We start from the raw sequence: 17,971 nt of genomic DNA, 5'->3' as shown, positions 1-17,971 counted from the left end.
TGGGCTGGCCGGGCGGCTGGGCTGGGCGGTTTCAGCCGAACCAGGTCATCGCCTGGCCGTGGCCCCGGGCCCAGGCCAGCGGCTTCCCGTCGAGCGCGAGGACGTTGTGCAGCGCGTCGTTCGGCGGCTCGGGCAACGTGTCGTACCGGAGCACCTCCGGCGCCTCGTTCGCGATCCAGTGCCCCGGCAGCTCACGGACCAGGCGGACGAACGCGTCCCGGCGCGGCGACGGCACCTGGTAGAGCACCGAGTTGTGGAAGACCACGAGCGTCGCGTCGGCCGGCGCGCGAGCGGCCAGCGCCGGCAGGTCGTCCACCAGATCGCCGCGGACCAGCAGCGGAGGGTCGGCCGCGGCGACCGCCGCCGCGGCCCGCAACCGGGCCCGCCGGTGCGCGTGCTCCGGCCAGATCAGGGCGTCCAACCAGGACACGTCGCCGGGGTCGGTCACGTCGAGCGGGTTGAGGTCCAGGCCAGCCCGCCACACCACCCGGGGTACGCGGCTCGGCGGCACCAACCCGTTGGCCGCGCAGTCGAGGACCGGCGCACCCGAGCCCACCTGATGATCGCCGTAGCGGTACGCGTACCGGTCGGGGTAGAGGCAGAGGCCGGCCGACGCACCGACCTCCAACAGGGCCAGCGGCTGCGGCAGCGCGGCGAGCAGCGGCAGCAGGACCGCGCACCGGCCCGCCTCGTTCGTCTGGGTGGCCCGGGTGCGCAGCTCCGCCTCGACGGCGGGCCAGTGCGTCACCACGTAGTCGTGGAAGGTGGCCGGGTCGTCGACCGGGCCACCGAGCCAGCGCACCACGCCGAACAGCAGATTCGGCTGCCGCTTGGCCGGCGGGAGCCCGTCGAGCAGGGCGAGCAGGGCGTCGTCGTGGGCGACGGCGTGCGCCAGACGCTCGTACGTGGGCGACACCCCACGCGCCTCCCGGCTGCCGAACTCCACGTACTCCTGAGCGGTCGTCATGCCCTCATCGTCGCAGCCGTTCCCCGGCCGTTCAGCCCTCGTGCCCGTGCGCCGTCTCACCCGCGGGGTCGACAGTCGTGGACCCAAATGCGCCAGGTAGCCCGTCTAAGGAGTAGGGGCGGCCGGATCCGACTGGGGGGCGAGTGAAGCGAGATGAAGAATTCTCCACGTACGCGAGCAAGCGTTGGCCTGCTCTCGTGCGCGCCGCTGTTCTTCTCGGTTGCACCATGCCGGACGCGGAGGACCTGGCCCAGACGGCCCTCATGCGTTGCTACGTGTCCTGGCTCAAGGTGACGAAAGCGGATGATCGGGATGCCTACGTGTACCGGATCCTGGTGAACTCCCATCGCGACAGCCGTCGACGGCGATGGTGGGGCGAGATACCCGCGTCCGCCGTGCCCGAACGAGCGGAGGCCGACGCCACCACCCGGGTGGACGCGGCCGACGCGGTGAGCCGTGCGCTTGCCGGCCTGAGCCGGGCGAATCGTGAGGTTGTCGTTCTCCGGTACTACGCGCAGCTGAGCGATCAGCAGATCGCCGAAGCCCTCCACATCGCCCGCGGCACGGTGAAGAGCCGCCTGTCCCGCGCCCTGGCGCAGCTGTCCGCCGATGCCAACATGTCCGACCTGCGCGGAGGGAGTCACGTATGAACGACGAGGAAGCCGGCCGAATGCTCGAACGACTCGCGGGCCGTGTGCCGGTCGGGCCTGCGCCGGTGGACCAACTGCTCCGCGCGGGCAGATCGGCGCAGCGCAGGAGGCGGCAGGTCGCGCTCTTCGGTGCTGCCGCAGCGACAGCCCTCGCGCTTGGCGGCGGCGTTGTCGCCATGGACTCCGTCGGTGCGGGACCTCGGGGCGGAAACGACACTGCCGACGGGCGGCGCCCGACGACCCCGTCCGGCTCGGCGGCGACCCCGTCCGGCTCGGCGGCGACCCCGTCCGGCTCGGCGGCGACCGACGGGGACAGTCCGACGCAGGACCGGTCCGGGCCACTGCCGGAGCGTGGCGCGGCGAGTTGTGTGGAGAGACCCACCCCGGGGGCCATCGCCAATCGGGCGTTCGCGTTCGACGGTGTCGTGGCCACCATCGGACCAGCCCACACCAACCGTCCGGGCGTCGACAGGCTGGACCTGGTGGGAGTCACCTTCACCGTCGGCGAGTGGTTCTCCGGTGGTACGGCGTCGCGCGTCACCGTGGACATGTTTCCGCCCGTGCCGGGGACGCACGACCCCACGGCGGAGACCTTCAGTTCGTACGCGATCGGATCGCGGTTGCTCGTCAGCGGTGGGCCTCGGCAGCCTCGTCCCGGCGGATCTCCGTTCGACGACGCCATCGCCTGGGGTTGTGGGTTCACCCGCTACTACGACCAGTCGACGGCTCAGTCCTGGCGGCGGGCGGTGACGGCACCGAATGTCCCGAGACCCACCTCGACGCGGGCTGGCAGCACATCGGTGCGTTGACAGCACACCGCACGCCGGGCCGGCAGGACGGGCTGGCCCGCCCGGTGCGAGTGGCCCGGCCCCGCGGTGGCGCTGCGGGTCAGGTGGGCAGCCGCCCTGGTGATGGGGCATGATCGAAGCACCGGCGACTGGCGGCACGGGGATGGTGCAACCATCGGGGAGCCTCTCGCGGGCGTCGACCGCCTGGGCGCCTGCGTCGAGGACCCGTCATGACCACGACCAGCCAGTCCGCGCAACACCACGCCCCGTCCGGCCCGGCCCGGCTGCTGCCGGGGGCACCCGTCGCCGAAGCCGTCCTGGCCGAGACCGCCGCGGCAGCCGCCCGCCTGCGCGACCGCGGGATCACACCCAGCCTCGCCACCATCCTCGTCGGCGACGACGACGCCAGCGCCGGTTACATCGCCATCAAGCAGCGGCAGGCGGCCGAGCTCGGGTTCGCCTCCCCGCACGTGCACCTGCCCGCCACCGCCACCCAGGCCGAGCTGCACCAGGCCATTGCCCGGTTCAACACCGATCCGGCCGTGCACGGGTTGCTCGTGCAGTACCCCGTGCCAGGTCATCTGGACTACGACGCGGCACTGCAGACAATCGACCCGGACAAGGACGTCGACGGCATGCACCCGCTGAACATGGGACGTCTCGCCGTCGGCCTGCCCGGCCCGCTGCCGTGCACCCCCGCCGGCATCGAAGCCCTCCTGGCGTACTACGAGATCCCCGTCGCCGGTCGTGAGGTCGTCATCCTCGGCCGGGGTGCCACCCTCGGCCGCCCCCTGGCGATGCTGCTCGCCCAGAAACGCCCGACCGCCAACGCCGCAGTCACCGTCGTCCACACCGGCGTGCCGGACTGGGCCCGCTACACCCGCCGCGCCGACATCCTCGTCGCCGCCGCCGGCGTACCCGGGATCGTGCGGCCCGAGCACGTGAAGCCCGGCGCGGTCGTCATCGGCGCCGGCGTCCGCTACGACGGGCGGCGCCTCCTGCCGGATGTCGACGAATCGTGCGCCGAGGTCGCCGGTGCCATCACGCCCCGGGTCGGCGGGGTCGGTCCGACCACCGTGGCGATGCTGTTCCGCAACGCCGTGCGCGCCGCCGAGCGAGCAAGCCGGTAGCCCTCCGGGCGCAAACCGCAGGGCGAGCGTGCTGCCGCTGAGTCATCTTGATGACTCGGCGGCATCACGACTAACGGCAAGCACCCCCCTGAACGCGGCCCGGCCCCTCGCAGCGAGGGGCCGGGCCGTGTTCGTTGGTGCTATTCAGCGCCCGTCGGTGGGCTCGCCGTCAGCTGCAGCCGCTGGTGGAGCCGCAGCCCTCGCAGACGTAGCAGCTACCGGCGGGGCGCATCTTCGTACCGCAGGTGAAGCAGAGCGGTGCGTCGGCGGCCTTGCCGATCACGGCCTCCAGCAGCTCGGTGCTGGAGCCCACGCTCGGAGCCGGCTTGGCGGCGGCCACGTCGGCCATCTCCTGGGCCGGCTGGGCCACGGCCTCGGTCTTGGCCGGGGCCTCCACCGGCGCCGAGGACGCCATCGCGGTGAGGTCCGCGCCGGTGACGGCCGCGGCTTCCGCGTCGGCCTCGGCCCGCAGCTGGGCGGCCCGCTCGGACGCGGTGAAGATGCCCAGCTCGGCGCGGCGCTCGTAGGGCAGGAAGTCCAGTGCCAGGCGACGGAAGATGTAGTCCATCACCGAGGCGGCCATCCGCACGTCCGGGTCGTCGGTCATACCGGCCGGCTCGAAGCGCATGTTGGTGAACTTGCTGACGAACGTCTCCAGCGGCACGCCGTACTGCAGGCCGATGCTGATGGCCACCGAGAAGGCGTCCATCACGCCGGCCAGGGTCGAGCCCTGCTTGGACATCTTCAGGAAGACCTCGCCGAGGCCGTCGTCCGGGTAGGACGACGCGGTGAGGTAACCCTCGGCGCCACCGACGGAGAAGCTGACCGTCTCGGACGGGCGCTTCTTCGGCAGGCGCTTGCGCACCGGCCGGTACTCGATGACCTTCTCCACCGCGACCGGCGCGGCCGGTGCGGTCTCGACGGCGGCCGGCTCGGTGGCCTTGTTGGACTTGGCCACCGAGAGCGGCTGGCCGACCTTGCAGTTGTCCCGGTAGATCGCCAGCGCCTTGAGGCCGAGCTTCCAGCCCTCGAAGTAGATCTTCTCGACGTCCTCGACGGTGGCCGCCTCCGGCATGTTGACCGTCTTGGAGATGGCGCCGGAGACGAACGGCTGGATGGCCGCCATCATCCGCACGTGACCCATCGGGGCGATCGTCCGCTCGCCCATGGCGCAGTCGAAGACCGGGTAGTGCTCCGGCTTGAGGCCGGGGGCGTCCACCACGTGGCCGTGGTCGGCGATGTGCTCGATGATCGCCTCGACCTGCTCCTCGGGGTAGCCGAGGCTGCGCAGGGCGCGCGGCACCGTCTGGTTGACGATCTGCATCGAGCCGCCGCCGACCAGCTTCTTGAACTTGACGAGCGCCAGGTCCGGCTCCACGCCGGTCGTGTCGCAGTCCATCATGAAGCCGATCGTGCCGGTCGGGGCGAGGACGCTGGCCTGCGCGTTGCGCCAGCCGAACTTGTCGCCGATCTTGTTGCCCTGGGTCCACTGCTTGGTCGCCTCGCGGACGATCGCGGTGGCCACCGGGCTGGTCGGCTTGATCTCGTCGTTCGCGGCGGCGTGCTTGCGCATGACCCGCTTGTGCGGCTCGGCGTTGCGGGCGTAACCGTCGTACGGGCCGACGACGCCGGCCAGCTCGGCCGAGCGGCGGTACGCGGTGCCGGTCATCAGCGACGTGATCGACGCGGCGACCGAACGGCCCTGCTCCGAGTCGTACGGCAGGCCGGTGGCCATCAGCAGGGCGCCGAGGTTGGCGTAGCCGATGCCGAGCTGCCGGTAGGCGCGGGAGGTCTCACCGATCTTGTCGGTGGGGAAGTCCGCGAAGCAGATCGAGATGTCCATCGCGGTGATGACGAACTCGACGGACTTGACGAACTTTTCCACCTCGAAGCCACCGTCGGCGCGGAGGAACTTCATCAGGTTGAGCGAGGCCAGGTTGCACGAGGAGTTGTCCAGGTGCAGGTATTCCGAGCACGGGTTCGACGCGGTGATCCGCCCGGTCTCCGGGCAGGTGTGCCAGTCGTTGATCGTGTCGTCGTACTGCAGGCCGGGGTCGGCGCACTCCCAGGCGGCCTGAGAGATGGTGCGGAACAGCTTCTTGGCGTCGACGGTGTCGATCACCGAGCCGTCCAGCCGGCCGCGCAGGTCGAAGCCGCCGCCATTTTCCACCGCCGACATGAACTCGTCGGAGACCCGGACCGAGTTGTTGGCGTTCTGGTACTGCACGCTGACGATGTCGGAGCCGCCGAGGTCCATGTCGAACCCGGCGTCGCGCAGCGCGCGGATCTTGTGCTCCTCGCGCGCCTTGGTGACCACGAACTCCTCGATGTCCGGGTGGTCCACGTCGAGGATGACCATCTTGGCCGCGCGACGGGTCGCACCGCCGGACTTGATGGTGCCGGCCGAGGCGTCCGCGCCGCGCATGAAGCTGACCGGGCCGGAGGCGGTGCCGCCGGAGGAGAGCAGCTCACGCGACGAGCGGATCCGCGACAGGTTGACCCCGGAGCCGGAGCCGCCCTTGAAGATCAGCCCCTCCTCCTTGTACCAGTCGAGGATCGAGTCCATCGAGTCGTCCACGGCCAGGATGAAGCAGGCGCTGACCTGCTGCGGCGACGGCGTGCCGACGTTGAACCAGACCGGCGAGTTGAAGCTGAACACCTGGTGCAGCAGCATCCAGGTCAGCTCGTGGGCGAAGACCTCGGCGTCGGCGGGGCTGGCGAAGTAGCCGTACTCCTCGCCCGCCGTGCGATAGGTGGTGACCACCCGGTCGATCAGCTGCTTGAGCGACCACTCCCGCTCCGGGGTCCCCACCGCGCCCCGGAAGTACTTCGTGGTGACGATGTTGGCCGCGTTGACGCTCCACGACTCCGGGAACTCGACCCCCCGCTGCTCGAAGTTGATCGAGCCGTCCCGCCAGTTCGTCATCACGACGTCGCGGCGCTCCCAGCTGACCTCGTCGTACGGGTGGACCCCCTCGGTCGTCCACACCCGCTCGATCTTCAGCCCCGCGCCTGCCTTGCTCCGTGCACGGCTAGTTGTCACGCCGTCGCCCCCCTCGTCTGCGCGGTCACCCACCGCGCGTCCCAATCTCTGGAAATTTGTGCAGATTCAGTTGGTCGGGCCGGCGGCCTCGACCGCGTCGGCCCGGCCCTGCCCCCGGGCGCGCGCCGCGCTTCGCAACGTCTCGATCTCGCGCTCGAAGTCGGCGAGCGAGTCGAAGGAGCGGTAGACGCTGGCGAACCGCAGGTAGGCGATCTCGTCCAGGTCGCGCAGCGGGCCCAGGATCGCCAGGCCCACGTCGTGGCTGGGGATCTCGGCGGCCCCCTTGGCCCGGACCGTCTCCTCCACCCGCTGCGCGAGCAGCGCGAGGGAGTCGTCGTCCACCGGCCGGCCCTGGCACGCCTTGCGCACCCCGCCGATGATCTTCGTACGACTGAACGGCTCGGTCACCCCGCTGCGCTTGACGACCGCGAGGACCGCCTCCTCGACGGTGGTGAACCGCTTGCCGCACTCCGGGCAGGACCGCCGCCGTCGGATGAGCTGGCCGTCGTCGGCCTCCCGCGAGTCGACCACCCGGGAGTCAGCGTGCCGGCAGTACGGACACCGCATCGCGGACCCCCTAATCGTGATCAACCATGTCGTACCGGACGCACCCGGACACGACCCACCACGGCGGTGCCATGCGTTCATGGCGCCCGCCGTGATCAACGTTACGAGAGTGCGGTCGGTAGTCGGACCCAACCTGTGGGCAACTTACGCCCGTGTCACTACTACATCTAGGGGTCGACCGTATGTCGCCGGGGAAGCCGGGTCAAGTTGGTGGGCGTGTCCGGCGCGTCACGGACCATCCGGTCATCCCCACCCGCCAGCCCGTCCGAAGACCCAACGCCGAGACCCCGCCCGGGTTACCGACCCGGCCGGCCAGAACAGGCCGGAAAACGGTCGACCATCGAACACCAGTGCTATCCGACGTACCATTTATCAGAACATCTGTACGACCGGAGCGGTTTTTCACCCCGACACGCCGGTGAGAGGTCGTACAGATGTTTGAAAATGACCGATCTCACCTATACGGTCATGAACAACGTGGCACCACCGCACGCACCACGAGCCGACGAGGCACCCAGCGCCGACCAGGGAGGACGGACGTGACCGAGGACCGGGCCAGCCGGCCGAAGAGCCCGCAGCAGATCACCGAGGCGGGCCCCCCGGCCACCCGACGCCGCAGCGCCGCGCGCAGCCGGACGGGTCAACCCGCCGTGCGCCCGGTCACCCCGGTCGTCAGCGCCTTCCCCGACCCGGCAACTGTCGACCTGACCGCCCGCCAGCGCCGCATCCTGGAGTTCATCCGCACCTGGGTGGACCGGCACGGCTACCCGCCGAGTGTGCGGGAGATCGGCGAGGCGGTCGGCCTGGTGTCGCCGTCCAGCGTCGCCTACCAGCTCAAGGAGCTGGAAAAGAAGGGCTTCCTGCGCCGCGACCCCAACCGGCCGCGCGCGGTGGACGTCCGCGCCCCCAGCGAGGCCATCGACGACGAGCTGTCCCGGGCACAACGACCGACCCCGGCGTACGTGCCGATGCTCGGTCGGATCGCCGCCGGTGGGCCGATCCTCGCCGAGCAGGCCGTGGAGGACATCTTCCCGCTCCCCCGCGAGTTGGTGGGCGAGGGCGAGGTCTTCATGCTCCAGGTCAAGGGCGACTCGATGCTCGACGCGGCGATCTGCGACGGCGACTGGGTGGTCGTCCGGCAACAGCCGACCGCCGACTCGGGCGAGATCGTGGCCGCGATGCTCGACGGCGAGGCGACGGTCAAGACCTACCGGCGGCGCGACGGGCACGTCTGGCTGATGCCACAAAACCCGGCCTTCGACCCGATCCCCGGTGACGACGCCACCATCATGGGCCGCGTCGTGGCGGTGCTGCGCCGCATCTGACCGATCGGCGGGTGAGTGCCCACGGGCGCTCACCCGCGCGGGTCGTCAGGGGCGGCTGAGCGCTCGTCAGTAACGGTCGCCCCGAGGGCCGCGACCGCCCCCGGGATGTTGCCCGTATGGGTCGACGGGCCCATCGTCGTCACGACGACGGCCAGGCCGCTGACCCCGGTAGTCGGGCTCCTGCCCACCACGTCGGGGCGGCTCCGCACGACCGGTGCCGGGTCCGCCGCCGTCACCGCCGTACACGCCGTTGCCCGGACGACCGCCACCGCCCTGCGGACGGCCACCGGCCCCCTGCGGGCGCCCGCCGCCAGCACCCTGGGGGCGACCGCCACCGCTTGCCGGCGGACGACCGCCGCCACCGACCGGAGGGCGACCGCCGCCACCCGCCGGGGGGCGACCGCCGCCGTACGTACCTGTTCCGCCGCCGTCCGGTCGTGCCGCACCGTAGCCGCCGTCGGCCACCGCCGGTCGGCCACCGCCATACACGGCACCACCCGCCGGAGCCGGGCCACCGCGATCCACACCACCACGACCCGGGCCACCACGACCCGCGCCACCGCGGTAGGCCGCACCACCCGCCGGCGCGCCGCCACCGTAGACGCCGCCCGTACGGTCACCGCCGGCTGGAGAACCGCCGACGGCACGGCCCGTGCGCGGACCGAACGGCTCGCCATCCGGATCCGACGTCGCGTCGGTGGCCGGCGGCCGGCGACGGGCCCGGACGATGCCGATGATGCCGGCAGCGACCAGCAGCAGGCCGATCACCCCGACCGCGCCGACCAGGTAGGTGATGTCGTCGAAGTCCAGCCCGGCGGTCCAGGATTTCGAGGCCGCCTGCTTGGCGTCCCCCGCCCCCGCCGCGAGTGGCACCGTGGTCGAGGTGGACGGGGTGTAGCTGAGGATGTCGACCGGCTCGTCGTCGGTGAACCGGAACCCATCCGAGACGGTCAGGAAGGCCTTGCCGTCCGAGGTGTAGCTGATGGCCTCGCCGAACGGGTCGGACAGCGCCGTCACCCGCGGCTTGCCGGTGGTGAGCGCACCGACGATGTCACCACCGCTCACGTCGTACTCGAAGGCGTCCGCGTAGGTGCGCAGGACCACCCGGGAGCCGTCCGGCGACCGGGCCGCGCCGGTGATGGCGATCCGGCCGAACGTGTTGAGCGGATTTTCCGTCTGCGTCTTCGGCAGCGCGATCTCGCCGGCCTTGCGCATCAGCACCGGCTCGGCGTCGCCGTTGCGCAGCGCCGCCGTCGGCGTGTAGATCTCGGCCTTGCCGCTGGTGACCTTCGTGATGATCAGCGGTTTGCCGTCGTCGCCGATGAGCAACGCCTCGGCGTCGTGCGGCTTGCCCTCCGGGTAGGAGACCCGGTGCAGCGTCGGCTGCCTCGCACCGGTGACCGGCATCGACCAGAGCGCGACGCGCGTGCGGCGCTCCTTCGAGTCGGCGTTGTCACCGGTGTCGGCGATCCACAGGGTGTTGCCGTCCTTGGAGAGCGCGAGATCCTCGGTGTCGACCGGGCCCTGCCCCGAATACCGGACCGGCTCCTTCGAGACCTTGCACTTGGTGTCGAGGAAGAAGATCCGCTCGCGTGCCACGATCTCGGTGCTGTCGTTGATGACGACGTAGCCACTCTTGGTGGCGACCAGGCCGGACAGCTCCCGCAGCCGCTCGTCGGCGATCGTGCACCGCTTCTGACCGGGAGTGGCGGCCTGCTGCTCGGACGACCCGGGGGCGGGAGCCGCCGCGGCGACTCCGGCGAGCGCCACGGTTGCCCCGAGCAGGCCGAGGGCAACCGTGACCGAGGAAACAACGCGGCGCATTCGGCCAGTGTCGCATGCCACGCGTTTCCGGCGGATAACACCGTAGCCGCTCAGGAGCGGCTGCCGGCCGCCTGACCCTGTCGCTCGACGGCGAACGGCGCCAACTCCGCGGCGAGTTCCGCCGGGACGCGGAGATGCAGCAGGGTGCCCTCCGGCAGGTGCGCCGTGCTGAGCACCTCACCCGTGCGATGCGCACGGGCGACCAGGTCACCGCGGTCGTACGGCAACACGGCCCGAACCTCCACGGCCGGGCGCGGCAGCCGTTCCTCGATCGCCGCACGCAGCCCGTCGATGCCCCGCCCGGAGTGCGCGGAGACGAAGATCGCGTCCGGCCAGAGCCGCTTGAGCCGCAGCAGCGTGTCCTCGTCGGCCGCGTCGGTCTTGTTGACCACCAGCAACTCGGGAAGCCGCTCCGCGCTCACCTCGGCGAGCACCGCGTGCACCGCCCGGACCTGCTCCTCCGGATCCGGGTGGGTGCCGTCGACGACGTGCACCACCAGATCCGCCTCGGCGACCTCCTCGAGCGTCGAACGGAACGCCTCGACGATCTGGTGCGGCAGGTGCCGGACGAAACCGACGGTGTCGGAGAGGGTGTAGAGCCGGCCGTCCGAGGTGGTCGCCTTACGGGTGGTCGGGTCCAGTGTCGCGAACAGCGCGTTCTCCACCAGCACACCGGCACCGGTCAACCGGTTGAGCAGGCTGGACTTGCCGGCGTTGGTGTAGCCGGCGATGGCCACGGCGGGTACGGAATTGCGGGTGCGTCGGGCGCGCTTCGTCACGCGTACCGTGCGCATGCTCTTGATCTCACGGCGCAGCCGGGAGATGCGGTGGCGGATCCGCCGCCGGTCGGTCTCCAGCTTGGTCTCACCGGGACCACGCACACCCACACCGCCGCCGGCGCCGCCACCACGGCCGGAACCACCGGTCTGCCGGGAGAGCGTCTCACCCCAACCCCGCAGCCGGGGCAGCAGGTATTCGAGTTGGGCCAGCTCGACCTGGGCCTTACCTTCCTTGCTCTTGGCGTGCTGGGCGAAGATGTCGAGGATCAGCGCGGTGCGGTCGACGACCTTGACCTTGGTGCGCTGCTCCAGGTTGCGCAGCTGCGACGGGGACAACTCACCGTCGCAGATGACCGTGTCGGCGCCGCTGGAGAGCACCACCGCGCCGAGGTCGTCGACCTTGCCGCGGCCGATGTACGTGGCCGGGTCGGGTCGGCTGCGGCGCTGGATCAGCCCTTCGAGCACCTGCGAGCCGGCGGTCTCGGCCAGCGCGGCGAGCTCGGCCAGCGAATTTTCCGCGTCGGCCACCGTGCCCTCGGTCCAGACGCCCACCAGGACGACCCGCTCCAGCCGCAGCTGGCGGTATTCCACCTCGGTGACGTCGGTGAGCTCGGTCGACAGGCCCGGGACGCGTCGGAGGGACTGTCGCTCCGACAGATCCATCTCGCCGGTGGTGACGTCGTCGAGCTCGTCCTCGACGGGGACAAAGCTCTCCTGGTCTCGCAAGCGGTTCTCCTGTCCGTTTTGATAAGTGGAACGTAATCCTGACATGACGCAACGCCGAACGCACCTGCTATATGCCCATGGTCAGGGTCGCCAAAAGTGGGGGCGAATGCTGGTCGGCCGCGACAACCCGGTAGAAATGCGGGCGGCGGCCGACCGGCCGCACAGCCGTGACGGAGGGATCCCGTGGCCATCACCCGACTGCCGAGCGCCGGATTTTCGATCACCATCCGGATCGCCGTGACCGCGGACGCGTCCTCGATCGGCCGGCTCACCACCTCCGTCGGCGAGGCCGGCGCGATCGTCACGGCGTTGGACGTGGTGGACTCCGACCCGACGAACGTGATCGTCGACCTGACCTGCGACACCGCCGACGCCGGCCACGCCGACCAGGTCGTCGACGCGCTGACCGCGCTGGACGGCGTGGACGTGCGGAAGGTGTCCGACCGAACGTTCCTGCTGCACCTGGGCGGCAAGATCGAGGTGACGTCGAAGGTCGCGCTGCGCAACCGCGACGAGCTGTCCCGGGCGTACACCCCGGGGGTGGCTCGCGTCTGCATGGCGATCGCGGAGAACCCGGCGGACGCCCGGCGACTGACCATCAAGCGCAACACCGTCGCGGTGGTCAGCGACGGTTCGGCGGTGCTCGGCCTGGGCAACCTGGGCCCGGCCGCCTCGCTGCCGGTGATGGAGGGCAAGGCGGCGCTGTTCAAGCGCTTCGGTGGGGTGGATGCCTGGCCGGTGGTGCTGGACACCCAGGACACCGACGAGATCGTGCAGATCGTGAAGGCGATCGCGCCGGCGTACGGCGGGATCAACCTGGAGGACATCGCCGCGCCGCGCTGCTTCGAGATCGAGGCCCGGCTGCGCGAGGCGCTGGACATCCCGGTGTTCCACGACGACCAGCACGGCACCGCGATCTGCGTGCTGGCCGCGCTGACCAACGCGCTGCGGGTGGTGGGCAAGCAGCTCGAGGACGTCCGGGTGGTCGTCTCCGGGGCCGGCGCGGCGGGCACCGCGATCATGAAACTGCTGCTGCGCCAGGGCGTCGGCGACATCATCGCGTACGACCGGCAGGGCGCCCTGCACCGCGGGCTGACCGGGCTCAACTCGGCGTGGCAGTGGCTGGCGGACAACACCAACAAGGAGAACTACTCGGGCGACCTGCCGGGTGCGATCCGGGGTGCCGACGTGTTCATCGGCGTGAGCGCGCCGAACCTGCTCACCGGTGACGACATCGCCCAGATGGCCAAGGACTCGATCGTCTTCGCGCTGGCCAACCCGGATCCGGAGGTCGACCCGCGGGAGGCGCGCAAGCACGCCGCCGTGGTCGCCACCGGCCGCTCGGACCAGCCGAACCAGATCAACAACGTGCTCGCCTTCCCCGGCGTGTTCCGCGGCATGCTGGACGCGCACGCCGAGGAGTTCACCGAGGAGATGGCGATCGCGGCCGCCCGGGCCATCGCCGACGTGGTCGGCGAAGACAAGATCAACCCGACGGTGATCGTGCCGAGCGTCTTCGACTCCCGGGTCGCCCCGGCCGTCGCCGCCGCCGTCCGCGCCGCCGCGCACAACCCGAGCCCGCTCCCGGCCGCCGACCCCGGCCCCGCCGACCTCCCGGAGATCGCAGCAAACGCCAGCGCCACCCCGTAACCCCCACCCCCACCCCCACCCCCACCCTTTTCGTTGATCATGAGGTTATAGCCGCGACACGCCGGGCTGGCTGGCAATAACCTCATGATCAACGGGGCTGGGGTGGGGGTGGGGTGGGTGGGGTGGGTGGGGCTGTTAGGTGGGGAGGGTTACCTTGCCGGTGGCCACCAGGACGGCGGGGCCGGACAGCCAGCAGGAGGTCGCGGTGACCGTCACCGTCAGGCGGCCACCGGGCACGTCCACGGCGACCACCCCGGTGTCCCGACCGGCGTCCCGCAGGGCCACCGCGCCCACCGCGCAGGCACCCGTGCCGCAGGACAGGGTCTCGGCGCTGCCACGCTCGTACACCCGCATCAGCGAGTGCTCGTCGGTGCCGTCGACCGGGTCGCCCGCCACGATGAACTCCACGTTCACCCCGCTGGGGAAGACCGCCGGGTCGAAGCCGGGCGCGACGGTCAGGTCCAGCGCGGACAGCTCCACGCCGGCCGGCAGGACACAGACCAGGTGCGGATTGCCAAGATCCACAGCGGTGCCGGGCAGGGTCAGTCCGCCCAGGGTGGCGGCCGACGTGTCGTACACCCGGGGTCGGCGCATCTCGACGGACACGGCGTCGCCCTCGACCAGCGCGCGCACGACGCCGGCCCGGGTGGCCACCGGCAACGCGGCGCCGGCGGGCGTCGCCAAGCCGGTGTCGAGCAGGTAGCGCACGAAGACCCGGGCACCGTTGCCGCACATCTCGGCGAACGACCCGTCGGCGTTCCAGTAGTCCATGAACCACTCGGCCTCGCCGGCCAGCCCGGCGCCGTCCGGATGCTTGGCCGCGCGGACCACCCGCAGCACGCCGTCCGCGCCGATGCCCCGCCGCCTGTCGCAGAGCGCCGCGACCAGCTCCGGGGTCAGGTCGAGCTGACCGTCCGGGTCGGGAAGGAGGACGAAGTCGTTGCCGGTGCCGTGGCCCTTGGTGAACTCCACACTCCCATCATCGCGCAGCGGCCGGCACCAGACGCAGGGCCTCCCCCAACACGTCCGGCGCCGTCGAGTCCAACCAGTGGATCCGCGGGTCGCGCCGGAACCAGGACCGCTGCCGGCGGACGAAACGCCTGGTGGCCCGGACCGTCTCGTCGTGCGCCTGCGCCTCGGTCAGCTCACCGGCGAGCATGCGCAGCACCTGCTGGTAGCCCAGCGCCCGGCTCGCCGTCCGGCCCTCGGGCAGGCCGCGCCCGACCAGCTCCCGGGTCTCCGGCACCAGACCGTCGGCCCACATCCGGTCGACCCGCAGCGCGATCCGCTCGTCCAGCACGGCGGTGTCCAGGTCGACGCCGAGCTGCACCGACGGGTAGTACGGCGTGGGCTGCGGCAGCGACGCGGCGAACGGCGCCCCGGTGAGCTCGATCACCTCCAGGGCCCGGACGATCCTTCGACCGTTGCCGGGCAGGATGCCCTCGGCGGCCACCGGGTCGGCGGCGCGCAGCCGCGCGTACAGCGGCGCCGGGCCGACCTCGGCCAACTCCCGTTCCAGTCGCTCGCGCAGCGCCGCGTCCGTGCCGGGGAACTCGAAGCGCTCCAGCACCGCCCGCACGTACAGCCCGGAGCCACCCACCAGCAGCGGCACCCGCCCCCGGGACAGGATGTCGTCCACCGCCGCGCGGGCCAGCCGCTGGTACTCCGCGACACTCGCCGGCTCGGTGACCTCCCAGATGTCCAACAGGTGGTGCGGCACCCCGTCCCGCTCGGCGGGGGTCAGCTTGGCCGTGCCGATGTCCATGCCCCGGTAGAGCTGCATCGAGTCGACGTTGACCACCTCACCGTCGAGCGCGTGCGCCAACGCGATGCTCAGCGCCGACTTACCCGCCGCGGTCGGGCCGACCACCGCGACGACAGTGCCCGCCGCGTCGCCTGTCACACCCGCGTCGCCCGTCACACCCGCTCCCAGGAGGCCACGAAGTAGGCGACGCCGTAGGGAGCCGCGTCGTGCAGCAGCTCGCCGCGCCACCCACCGCCGGCCGCACGGGCCGCGCCGGCCAGCACCTGCCAGGGGGCGCGACCGGCGGCCTTCAGCTCCGCCGACAGCACCGGGTCGAGGTCGAGCAGGGCGTCCAGGTCCGCGTCGGCCAGCGCCGTCGCAACCCCCTGGTCGTACGGGAGGGCGCGCGCGTCGTCGTACCCGGGAGCCTTCTCTCCCCGACAGGCCGACCCGTCCCCGAGCACCAGCAACGCCACCCGGTCACCCGCACCGCCGACCTCGTCCGCGAGCGCGGCCAGCTCGGCCGGGCCGGCGTCGGCGGCCACCTGCACGGCGGTCACCGACGCTCGGGTGTCGTGCGCTCGCGGGTCGTGCGCTCGGGCGTCGCGCTCTCGCGGGTCGTGCACACGCGGGTCGTGCGCACGGGCGTCGCGCTCTCGGGGGTCGTGCGCACGGGCGTCGTGCCGGGCCAGCAACCACGCGCCGATGGTCAGGCTCAACGGCAGCACCGCACCCCGGTCGGGCTGGCCGCGGACCAGCGGCACGTCCAGGTCGACACCCCACGGCTGGAGCGAGCCGGTGGCCGGGGTGCGGATCAGGCCGGTGACCGGGCCGGTGCCGAGCAACACCACCATGTCCGAATCGACGGCCAGCAGTCGGCGTACGGCGGTGTCACAGGCCGCCCGTAGGTCGTCCAACTCCGGGGCCGCGGAACCGGCCACCTCGGGCACGAGCAGGGGCGGATGGGGGCAGACGGCAGCGGCGACCAGTGGCACCCATTCACCGTAGCGGGAATCGTCGGTGCGTCTCCGCGCCGATCCGGTCATTCGGCCCCTAGGACACCGTATGGTCACGGTCGGCGATAGGCGCTCGACGCGGACCGGGTCGGACCTGTGACAATGCCGGAAGTAACTTGGCTGCGCCGTGGCGGCGACGGGGGATCGATCCCTCGACGCCGGGAGAACGAGGATGGGCACATGAGCGACTGGACTGCCTTCGGACGGGTGGATGCGGACGGCACCGTGTACGTCAAGACCACCGAGGGCGAGCGGGTTGTCGGATCCTGGCAGGCGGGAGCACCGGAGGAGGGCCTGGCACACTTCGCGCGCCGCTTCGCCGACCTGGTGACCGAGGTGGACCTGACCGAAGCGCGTCTCAAGTCGGGTGCGGCCGACGCCGGGCACTCGCTGAGCACGATCCGGCGGATCCGTACCACGCTGCCCGAGGCCAACGTGGTCGGCGACATCGACGCCCTGGCCGCTCGCCTGGACAAGCTGGCCACCTTCGCCGAGGAGAAGGCCGGCGAAGCGCGCGCCGCCCGGGACGCCGCTCGCGGCGAGGCCCTGGCGCGCAAGACCGCGCTTGTCGAGGAGGCCGAGAAGCTCGCCGCCGAATCCACCGGATGGAAGACCGCCGGGGACCGCCTCAAGGAGATCCTCGACGAGTGGAAGACCATCCGTGGGGTCGACAAGAAGGCCGACGGTGAGCTGTGGAAGCGTTTCGCCGCCGCCCGGGATGGTTTCACCCGGCGTCGGGGCGCCCACTTCGCCTCCCTGGACTCGCAGCGCAAGCAGGCGCAGACGGTCAAGGAGGAGCTGGTCGCCGAGGCGGAGAAGCTCCAGGAATCCACCGACTGGGCCGCGACCGCCAACCAGCTCAAGGATCTGATGACCCAGTGGAAGGCCGCGCCGCGTGCCTCCAAGGAGGCCGAGCAGAAGCTCTGGGAACGCTTCCGGGGTGCACAGGACGCCTTCTTCAGCCGGCGTAGCGAGGTCTTCTCCGCCCGGGACAACGAGCAGCGCGGCAACCTGGAACGCAAGCAGGCCCTGCTCGCCGAGGCCGAGGCGTTGGACATCGACGCCGACCCGAAGGGCGCCCAGGCCAAGCTGCGGGAAATCCAGGCGCAGTGGCACGAGGCCGGCCGGGTGCCCCGCGAGGCAGCCGCCGGGCTGGAGCGCCGGCTGCGCGTCATCGACGACAAGGTCCGTGACGTAATGGACTCCGCGTGGCGCCGCACCACCAAGGAGGACAACCCGCTGCTCGCCCAGATGCGGTCCCAGGTGGCCGAGGCCGAGGAGCGGCTGGCTCGGGCCCAGAGCGCCGGGGACGCCCGCCGGATCAAGGACGCCGAGCAGGCCCTCGCCGCCAAGCGACAGTTCCTCCAGCTCGCCGAGCAGGCCGGCTGAGCTGACAACGTCCGAAGCCCCCGGTCCCGAGCGGGACCGGGGGTTTCCACGTGTCCGCGCCCTCGCGCCGCCCTCGCGCCTCGCGCCTCGCGCCGCCCGCGCCCGCGCCCGCGCCCGCGCCCGCGCCCGCGCCCGCGCCCGCGCCCGCGCCAAGATCTACGCAACTTCCCGGATGTTGCTGCCTCGGAGGCGGCGGGAGGCAGCAACATCCCCGATGTTGCCTGGATCTTGACACGAACCTCGTGCTTGAGAGTCGAGACCGGGGTTGGGGGCGGCCGGCAGACGTCAAGGGCATGCTCAATCCAGGAAGTAGCGGCATCCGAGCACCCGGAGACCATTACACCCATGTCGACATCCTTGCGTTAGGTGGAAC

At 71.5% G+C, this 17,971-nt stretch carries 14 protein-coding genes; 6 read left to right on the top strand and 8 right to left on the bottom strand.

The window, feature by feature from the left end; all coding sequences use genetic code 11:
- Positions 1-31: 31 nt before the first annotated feature.
- The gene (locus tag AB0B14_RS34445; RefSeq protein ID WP_357526254.1) at positions 32-967 is read right to left on the bottom strand and encodes a DUF2332 domain-containing protein; all 936 of its coding nucleotides are present in this window, start codon (positions 965-967) and stop codon (positions 32-34) included.
- A 143-nt stretch (positions 968-1,110) separates the two neighbouring features.
- Between AB0B14_RS34445 and AB0B14_RS34440 the strand changes: the two genes are divergently transcribed.
- The 3 genes from AB0B14_RS34440 to AB0B14_RS34430 all read left to right on the top strand — a co-directional run bounded on the left by AB0B14_RS34440 (position 1,111) and on the right by AB0B14_RS34430 (position 3,535).
- Entirely contained in the window at positions 1,111-1,617 is a 507-nt protein-coding gene (locus AB0B14_RS34440) for a SigE family RNA polymerase sigma factor (protein WP_357070360.1), read from the top strand.
- A complete protein-coding gene (locus AB0B14_RS34435) occupies positions 1,614-2,426 on the top strand; it encodes a hypothetical protein (protein WP_357526252.1) in 813 nt (270 codons plus the stop codon). Before AB0B14_RS34440 ends, AB0B14_RS34435 begins: the two co-directional genes overlap by 4 nt.
- A 209-nt stretch (positions 2,427-2,635) precedes the next feature.
- Complete coding sequence (locus tag AB0B14_RS34430; protein ID WP_357526250.1) at positions 2,636-3,535, top strand: bifunctional 5,10-methylenetetrahydrofolate dehydrogenase/5,10-methenyltetrahydrofolate cyclohydrolase; 900 nt, start codon at positions 2,636-2,638, stop codon at positions 3,533-3,535.
- A gap of 169 nt (positions 3,536-3,704) precedes the next feature.
- On the opposite strand, the gene AB0B14_RS34425 is transcribed toward AB0B14_RS34430, so the two are convergent.
- Together AB0B14_RS34425 and nrdR are read right to left on the bottom strand one after the other, a co-directional pair.
- A complete protein-coding gene (locus AB0B14_RS34425; RefSeq protein WP_357070366.1) occupies positions 3,705-6,611 on the bottom strand; it encodes a vitamin B12-dependent ribonucleotide reductase in 2,907 nt (968 codons plus the stop codon).
- Positions 6,612-6,644: 33 nt separating this feature from the next.
- On the bottom strand, positions 6,645-7,145 hold the full coding sequence (gene nrdR, locus AB0B14_RS34420) for a transcriptional regulator NrdR (protein WP_357070368.1): 501 nt from the start codon (positions 7,143-7,145) through the stop codon (positions 6,645-6,647).
- Positions 7,146-7,684: 539 nt separating this feature from the next.
- Between nrdR and lexA the strand changes: the two genes are divergently transcribed.
- Positions 7,685-8,470: a transcriptional repressor LexA gene (lexA, locus tag AB0B14_RS34415; RefSeq protein WP_355064023.1), complete on the top strand. Its 786-nt coding sequence runs from the start codon at positions 7,685-7,687 to the stop codon at positions 8,468-8,470.
- 66 nt (positions 8,471-8,536) lie between these two features.
- Here lexA and AB0B14_RS34410 read toward each other — a convergent pair whose 3' ends face one another.
- Together AB0B14_RS34410 and hflX are read right to left on the bottom strand one after the other, a co-directional pair.
- Positions 8,537-10,294, bottom strand: a complete 1,758-nt coding sequence (locus tag AB0B14_RS34410) for a hypothetical protein (RefSeq protein WP_357526248.1) — start codon at positions 10,292-10,294, stop codon at positions 8,537-8,539.
- A gap of 50 nt (positions 10,295-10,344) precedes the next feature.
- Positions 10,345-11,799: a GTPase HflX gene (gene hflX, locus AB0B14_RS34405; protein ID WP_357526246.1), complete on the bottom strand. Its 1,455-nt coding sequence runs from the start codon at positions 11,797-11,799 to the stop codon at positions 10,345-10,347.
- 183 nt (positions 11,800-11,982) lie between these two features.
- On the opposite strand from hflX, the gene AB0B14_RS34400 reads away from it, so the two are divergent.
- Positions 11,983-13,449, top strand: coding sequence for an NAD-dependent malic enzyme (locus AB0B14_RS34400; RefSeq protein WP_357070375.1), 1,467 nt, complete (start codon positions 11,983-11,985; stop codon positions 13,447-13,449).
- Positions 13,450-13,584: 135 nt separating this feature from the next.
- On the opposite strand, the gene dapF is transcribed toward AB0B14_RS34400, so the two are convergent.
- Genes dapF through AB0B14_RS34385 form a run of 3 tightly spaced genes read right to left on the bottom strand, consistent with a single transcriptional unit; the run spans position 13,585 to position 16,239 of the window.
- On the bottom strand, positions 13,585-14,421 hold the full coding sequence (gene dapF, locus AB0B14_RS34395; RefSeq protein WP_357526244.1) for a diaminopimelate epimerase: 837 nt from the start codon (positions 14,419-14,421) through the stop codon (positions 13,585-13,587).
- Positions 14,422-14,428: 7 nt separating this feature from the next.
- Positions 14,429-15,370 (bottom strand): tRNA (adenosine(37)-N6)-dimethylallyltransferase MiaA, encoded by a 942-nt coding sequence (gene miaA, locus AB0B14_RS34390; RefSeq protein ID WP_357072770.1) that lies wholly within the window; start codon positions 15,368-15,370, stop codon positions 14,429-14,431.
- Positions 15,367-16,239, bottom strand: coding sequence for a hypothetical protein (locus AB0B14_RS34385; RefSeq protein ID WP_357526242.1), 873 nt, complete (start codon positions 16,237-16,239; stop codon positions 15,367-15,369). Before AB0B14_RS34385 ends, miaA begins: the two co-directional genes overlap by 4 nt.
- 150 nt (positions 16,240-16,389) lie before the next feature.
- Here AB0B14_RS34385 and AB0B14_RS34380 point away from each other — a divergent pair, with 150 nt between their 5' ends.
- Positions 16,390-17,598, top strand: coding sequence for a DUF349 domain-containing protein (locus AB0B14_RS34380; protein WP_357072776.1), 1,209 nt, complete (start codon positions 16,390-16,392; stop codon positions 17,596-17,598).
- Positions 17,599-17,971: the final 373 nt, after the last annotated feature.

This window comes from Micromonospora sp. NPDC049171, from assembly GCF_040648275.1.
In the GTDB taxonomy this organism is placed as follows: Bacteria; Actinomycetota; Actinomycetes; order Mycobacteriales; family Micromonosporaceae; genus Micromonospora.
This window is presented reverse-complemented; position numbering and strand designations above follow the sequence as displayed.